Source organism: Pelomonas parva, from assembly GCF_043555835.1.
Classification (GTDB): Bacteria; Pseudomonadota; Gammaproteobacteria; order Burkholderiales; family Burkholderiaceae_C; genus Pelomonas; species Pelomonas parva.
The window spans coordinates 1-5,728 of record NZ_JBIGHV010000021.1; the positions used below are offsets into that span (position 1 = coordinate 1).

Below are 5,728 nucleotides of genomic sequence, written 5' to 3' on the forward strand. Positions count from 1 at the left end.
CCGCCTGGCACATGCTGCGCGACGGCACCGAATGGCAAGACCTCGGCGCGGCTCACTTTGATCGCGCCGACATGACCAAGACTGCCAATCGACTCATTCGCCGCCTTCAGCAGATCGGCTACAAGGTAGAGGCCATTCCGGCTTGAGGTTGAGTGTTTCACTTCAGAGACGAGCCTCGGGCATGTGCGTGCGGATCAGGTCGCGCAGCTGCTCGACGCTCAGGAAGTCGGTGTTGCTGCCGCTGTCGTAGGCAAAGCCCGGCGGCACGCGGCTGGCCTTCGTGGTGCGGCAGTACTGGTCGATGTCGCTGCTGGCCGGCAGGATGGCGTAGTAGGCCCCGAGGTCCACGGTCTGGTAGCTGTCACCGGCGGTGATCATCTCCTCGTGGATCTTCTCGCCGGGGCGCACGCCGACGATGTCCTGGCGGCAGTCCGGCGCCACGGCCATGGCCACGTCGGTGATGCGGTAGGAGGGGATCTTGGGCACGTAGATCTCGCCGCCCTGCGCGTTCTGCAGCGCCCACAGCACCATCTCGACGCCGTCCTGCAGCGAGATGTTGAAGCGGGTCATTTGCGGATCGGTGATGGGCAGCACGCCGCTGCCGCGCTTGTCCAGGAAGAACGGGATGACGGAGCCGCGGCTGCCCATCACGTTGCCGTAGCGCACGACCGAGTAGCGCGTGTTGCGCTTGCCGCGGATGTTGTTGGCGGCGATGAACAGCTTGTCGGAGCACAACTTGGTGGCGCCGTACAGGTTGATGGGCGCAGCGGCCTTGTCGGTGGACAGCGCGACGACCTGCTCCACCTCGTTGTCCATGCAACCCTCGATGAGGTTCTGCGCGCCGAGGATGTTGGTCTTGATGCACTCGAAGGGGTTGTACTCCGCGGCCGGCACCTGCTTGAGCGCGGCGGCGTGGATGACGATGTCCACGCCCTCCAGCGCGCGGCGCACGCGGGGCGCGTCGCGCACGTCGCCCAGGAAGTAGCGGATGGCCGGGAACGCCCGCTCGCCGAAGCGCTGCGACATCTCGAACTGCTTCAGTTCGTCGCGCGAGAACACCACGACGCGGCGCACATCCGGGTAGCGCTTGAACACCGTGTCGACGAAGGCCTTGCCGAAGGAGCCGGTGGCGCCGGTGATGAGGATGGACTTGCCGTTGAGCATGGTGGGGACGCCCTGACTAGCGTTGGATGGACGTGGAACGGGGAAGGCGCGAGCCTGCTGCTGTGCACTTTCCCAGGACTTGAGGGCCCGGATCGGGCGAAAAGTGGCCGGGGGAGGGCGCATTTTGCGGCCGTCGGCGACCGGCCCCGAAACATCGCCAGACGTGCACGGGGAAGCCCAGCGATCTCGTCGCTTTGCCGGGCGTCCCGACCTGTTAGCGTGCCGGCATGACGAGTGACGCCGCCTCCGCCCCCTTCATCCACAGCCATGCCCTGGTGGAGAGCCCGCACATCGGCGCCGGCAGCCGCGTCTGGGCCTTCGCGCACATCCTGCCGGGCGCGCGCATTGGCCGCGACGCCAACATCTGCGACCACGTCTTCATCGAGAACCAGGTGCAGCTGGGCGACCGCGTGACGGTCAAGTGCGGCGTGCAGCTGTGGGACGGCGTGCAGGTGGACGATGACGTCTTCATCGGCCCCAACGTCACCTTCTCCAACGACCCGTTCCCGCGCAGCAAGCAGCGCCCCGAGGCGCCGCTGCGCACCTGGGTGCGCAAGCGCGCCAGCATCGGCGCGAATGCGACCATCCGGCCCGGGCTGACCATCGGTGCGGGCGCCATGGTGCAGGACGGTGCCGTCGTCACGCGCGACGTGCCGCCCAACGCCATCGTGGCCGGCAACCCGGCGCAGGTGATCGGCTACGTGGACACCGGCATCCGCCCCGCCGAACCGGCCCGCCGCGTGAATGCCGACGACCTCACGCTGCAGGTGCCCGGCGCGGCGCTGGTGAAGCTGCCCAAGGTCATCGACATGCGCGGTTCGCTGACGGTGGGGCAGATCGATGCGCAGCTGCCGTTCACGCCCGAGCGCTTCTTCCTCGTCTACGACGTGCCCAGCCGCGAGGTGCGCGGCGAGCATGCGCACAAGGCCTGCCACCAGTTCCTGGTCTGCGTGAAGGGCAGCCTCAGCGTGGTGCTGGACGACGGCCAGTTGCGCGACGAGGTGTTGCTGGACAGCCCGCTGCTGGGGCTTCACATCCCGCCCATGGTCTGGGGCATCCAGTACCGCTTCAGCGCCGACGCGGTGCTGCTGGTGCTGGCCTCCGACCCTTACGACGCCGCCGACTACATCCGCAGCTATGACGACTACCTTGCCGCCATCGGTCGTGGCTGAGGCGCCTATTCCCTTCCTGGACCTGCATCCGGTCTACCGCGCCGCGCAGGCTGCCATCGACGCGGCGCTGCTGCGCGTGGCCGGCAGCGGTTGGTTCCTGCTCGGCGAGGAGCTGAAGGCCTTCGAGCGCGCCTACGCAGCCAGCGTCGGCGCGGCCGACTGCGCGGGCGTCGCCAACGGGCTGGATGCGCTGGCACTGGCGCTGGTGGCGCTGGGCGTGGGTCCGGGCGACGAGGTCATCGTGCCGTCCAACACCTACATCGCGACCTGGCTGGCTGTCAGCCAGTGCGGCGCGACGCCAGTGCCGGTCGAGCCCGACCCGCGCACCTACAACCTGGACCCTGCGCGCATCGAGGCAGCCATCACGCCTGCTACGCGCGTGCTGCTGCCGGTGCACCTGTACGGCCTGCCGGCCGACATGGACGCCATCAACGCCGTCGCGGCGAAGCATGGTCTGAAGGTGCTGGACGACTGCGCCCAGGCGCATGCTGCGGTCTACCAGGGCCGCCCGGTGGGCAGTCTCGCCGACCTGTCGGCCTGGAGCTTCTACCCCGGCAAGAACCTGGGCGCGATGGGCGACGGCGGTGGCGTCACCGGCGATGACGCCGCGCTGATGGCGCAGGTGCGCGTGTTGCGCAACTACGGCTCCAAGGTCAAGTACCACAACGAGGTCAAGGGCCGCAACTCGCGGCTGGATGAGATCCAGGCGGCCGTGCTGGCCGCCAAGCTGCCGCTGCTGCAGGCACAGACTGACGAGCGCCGCCGGCTCGCCGCGCTGCTGCTGGACGGTTTGCACGGTGCGCCGCTGCAGTTGCCGGTGGTGCCGGCCGGGCTGGAATCGGCCTGGCATCTGTTTGTCGTGCAGCACGAGGACCGCGACCGCCTGCAGGCCGAGCTGGCCAAGCAGGGCATCGGCACGCTGATCCACTACCCGGTGCCGCCGCATCGGCAGCCGGCCTATGCCGAGCTGGGCTACGGCGAGGGCGACTTCCCGGTCAGCGAGGCCATGCACAAGCGCGTGCTGAGCCTGCCGCTGTGGCCGGGGATGAGCGATGCGCAGATGGCGCGGGTGATCCGCGCGGTGCGCGCGGCTGCCTAATCCTTGGCAGGCACCGGCCCGCGTGAGCGCGCCGGGTTTCCCACCCACAGCTCGCCCGCTGGCACGTCCTTCGTGACCACGCTGCCCGCACCGATCAGGGCGCCGGCGCCGATACGCACGCCGCCCAGGATGGTGGCGTTGGCGCCGATGGAGGCCCCGCGTTCGATGACGGTCTGCTGAAACGCGTCGGGCCGCTGGCGCGAGCGCGGCACGCGGTCGTTCGTGAATGTCGCGTTGGGGCCGATGAAGACATCGTCTTCCACACGCAGGCCGGCCCACAGCTGCACGCCGGACTTCAGCGTCACGCGGTCGCCCACCACCACGTCGTTCTCCACCAGCACCTGGGCGTTGATGTTGCAGTCCGCGCCGATGCGGGCGCCGGGCAGGATCACGCAGAACTGCCAGACGCGCGTGCGCGGCCCGATCTGGGGGCTCTGCACGTCGGACAGCGGGTGGATATGGGGGGCGTCTGGGTCAGCGGCGGGCATGGCAGATGAGCGGAGTCCAGCCCGCATCATCGTCCAGCTCGCGCTCCCTCAGCGCCGCCGGCCGAGGCCCGTCGCGGGAACATGCGGCAGCGCTCCCGGGGGACGTTCGGCGTCGTGGTCATCCCGCTGCGCACATGGTCGGAGGCACCCTCGCGGGCGCCTCCGACGTGCGCGCTGATCTTTTCGATCAGATCAGCGGCGGCTGACGATTCAGTTCATCCTCGTCGAGCGACCTGGGCTTCACGCTCAGCAGCGGATCGACCGTCGGCACGGGTGCGGTGACCAGGTTGGCCGCGTTGTCGCCCGGCAGCGTCAGCTCGCTCGGTGCGGACAGCACGTCGCTGAGCTGCAGCTGCGCCACGGCTGCGGTGCCGCTCGCCTCGCCCGCCGTCACCGGGCCTGTCGTGCTGACGGTGCCGTTCGGGTCGCGGCTGAACCACACGTCCGCCATCTCGTGAGTGGCGCCATCTGTGGTCTGGTAGCTGCCCACCAGGCCGATCAGGTTGCCGTTGTCGATAGCGGTGGAGGCTTGCGACTGCAGGCTCATGCTGGCGATGCCCAGATCGGCCAGCGACTTCAGCTCGCCGCTGTCGGTGACACCGTCGCGGTCGCCGTCGATCCAGACCTGCAGCTTGTTGTAGTCGATGTCGGCCGCATCCAGCTTGCCGTCCTGGTTGCTGTCCAGCGCAGCCATCGCGGCGTAGCCGTCCTTGGCGCGGCTGCCGTCGGCCAGCACCGTGCCTTCACCGAACAGCTCCTTGCCGTCGTTGATCTGGCCGTCACCGTTGATGTCGTTGACCAGCAGGCCGTCGCCGCCGCCCACCCAGCCCCACTGCTGCCAGACACCGCGGCCCAGCAGGTCGTAGCTGACGCCGTTGGCGGCCGCTGTGGTCTCCACGCCGTCGCCGTCCAGGTCCAGGATGATGGGCGAGACCTGGGCAGGGATCAGCGCGTTCACCTGGTCGGTGGTCATCGCAGCGATCGCTTCCGTCGTGAACGAGCCGGCCTGGGCCATCGACAGCTTGCCGAGGTCAGAGGCATCGATGCCCACGACCTGCTCGCTGGTGATGGCGTGCAGCTGGTCGGTCGTCATCGCGACCATCTGAGCGGAGCTGAACGCCTTCAGGTCCTCGCTGCCCAGCGCGACGATCTGGTCGGTGCCGAAGCCCTTGATCGCTGCCGTGCTGAGGGCGGCGAAGTCGGTGCTGTCGAGTGCGCCGATCGCCTCGGTCTCGATGGTGCGCACCTGCTCGGAGCTGAGCGAGTTCAGCTGCGTCGTCGTCATCGCCGTGAAGTGCTCGGACGTCAAGCCAGCGAACTGCTCGCTGGTGAGGCCGCGCAGCTGTGCGGTGCTCAGGGCCACGATGTCAGCGGTCTCGAACGCGGCGATCTGCTCGGTCTCCAGGCCAACCAGCTGTGCCGTCGTCAGCGACGAGATCTGGTTGGTGCTCAGCGCGATGATCTGTTCGGTGCCCAGGGCTGCCAGGTCTTCCGATCCCAGGCCGCGCAGCGCTGCCGTCGAGATGGCGGCGATGTCCTGCGTCTCGATCGCGGCGATCTGCTCGGTCGTCAGCACACCCAGTTGGCTGGAACTCAGCACCTTGAACTGGTCGCTGGTCATCGCCTGCAGGTCGGCCGTCTCCATGCCGGCGATCTGTGTCGTGGTCAGGCTGGCGACCTGGGCCGTGGTCAGCGTGCCGACCTGTTCGGTGGTCAGCGCGTTGAGCTGCTCGGTGGACAGCGCGCGGATCTGGGCGGTGGACAGGGCGCGCAGGTCCTGTGTCTCCAGCGCGGCCATCTGTTCG

At 68.7% G+C, this 5,728-nt stretch carries 4 protein-coding genes and 2 pseudogenes; 3 read left to right on the plus strand and 3 right to left on the minus strand.

Annotated elements, in window-relative coordinates; genetic code table 11:
• Positions 1-146: pseudogene (locus ACG00Y_RS28695) on the plus strand (IS110 family transposase); the annotation flags it as partial.
• A 16-nt stretch (positions 147-162) separates the two neighbouring features.
• On the opposite strand, the gene pseB reads toward ACG00Y_RS28695, so the two are convergent.
• A complete protein-coding gene (gene pseB / locus ACG00Y_RS28700) occupies positions 163-1,164 on the minus strand; it encodes a UDP-N-acetylglucosamine 4,6-dehydratase (inverting) (protein ID WP_394485060.1) in 1,002 nt (333 codons plus the stop codon).
• 227 nt (positions 1,165-1,391) lie between these two features.
• On the opposite strand from pseB, the gene ACG00Y_RS28705 reads away from it, so the two are divergent.
• Positions 1,392-2,336 carry a WxcM-like domain-containing protein gene (locus ACG00Y_RS28705; RefSeq protein ID WP_394485062.1) on the plus strand — a complete coding sequence of 315 codons (945 nt, stop codon included), beginning with the start codon at positions 1,392-1,394 and terminating at the stop codon, positions 2,334-2,336.
• Positions 2,302-3,435 (plus strand): DegT/DnrJ/EryC1/StrS family aminotransferase, encoded by a 1,134-nt coding sequence (locus ACG00Y_RS28710; protein ID WP_394485063.1) that lies wholly within the window; start codon positions 2,302-2,304, stop codon positions 3,433-3,435. Before ACG00Y_RS28705 ends, ACG00Y_RS28710 begins: the two co-directional genes overlap by 35 nt.
• Here ACG00Y_RS28710 and ACG00Y_RS28715 read toward each other — a convergent pair.
• The gene (locus tag ACG00Y_RS28715; RefSeq protein ID WP_394485065.1) at positions 3,432-3,923 is read right to left on the minus strand and encodes an acyltransferase; all 492 of its coding nucleotides are present in this window, start codon (positions 3,921-3,923) and stop codon (positions 3,432-3,434) included. The two genes, ACG00Y_RS28710 and ACG00Y_RS28715, sit on opposite strands and share 4 nt — an antisense overlap.
• A gap of 187 nt (positions 3,924-4,110) precedes the next feature.
• Positions 4,111-5,728: pseudogene (locus ACG00Y_RS28720) on the minus strand (hypothetical protein); the annotation flags it as partial.

Excerpts from the sequence above, each read along its gene's own strand:
- pseB (WP_394485060.1), bottom strand. The coding sequence starts at position 1,164 with ATGCTCAACGGCAAGTCCATCCTCATCACCGGCGCCACCGGCTCCTTC.
- ACG00Y_RS28705 (WP_394485062.1), top strand. The coding sequence starts at position 1,392 with ATGACGAGTGACGCCGCCTCCGCCCCCTTCATCCACAGCCATGCCCTG.
- ACG00Y_RS28715 (WP_394485065.1), bottom strand. The coding sequence starts at position 3,923 with ATGCCCGCCGCTGACCCAGACGCCCCCCATATCCACCCGCTGTCCGAC.
- ACG00Y_RS28710 (WP_394485063.1), top strand. The coding sequence starts at position 2,302 with ATGACGACTACCTTGCCGCCATCGGTCGTGGCTGAGGCGCCTATTCCC.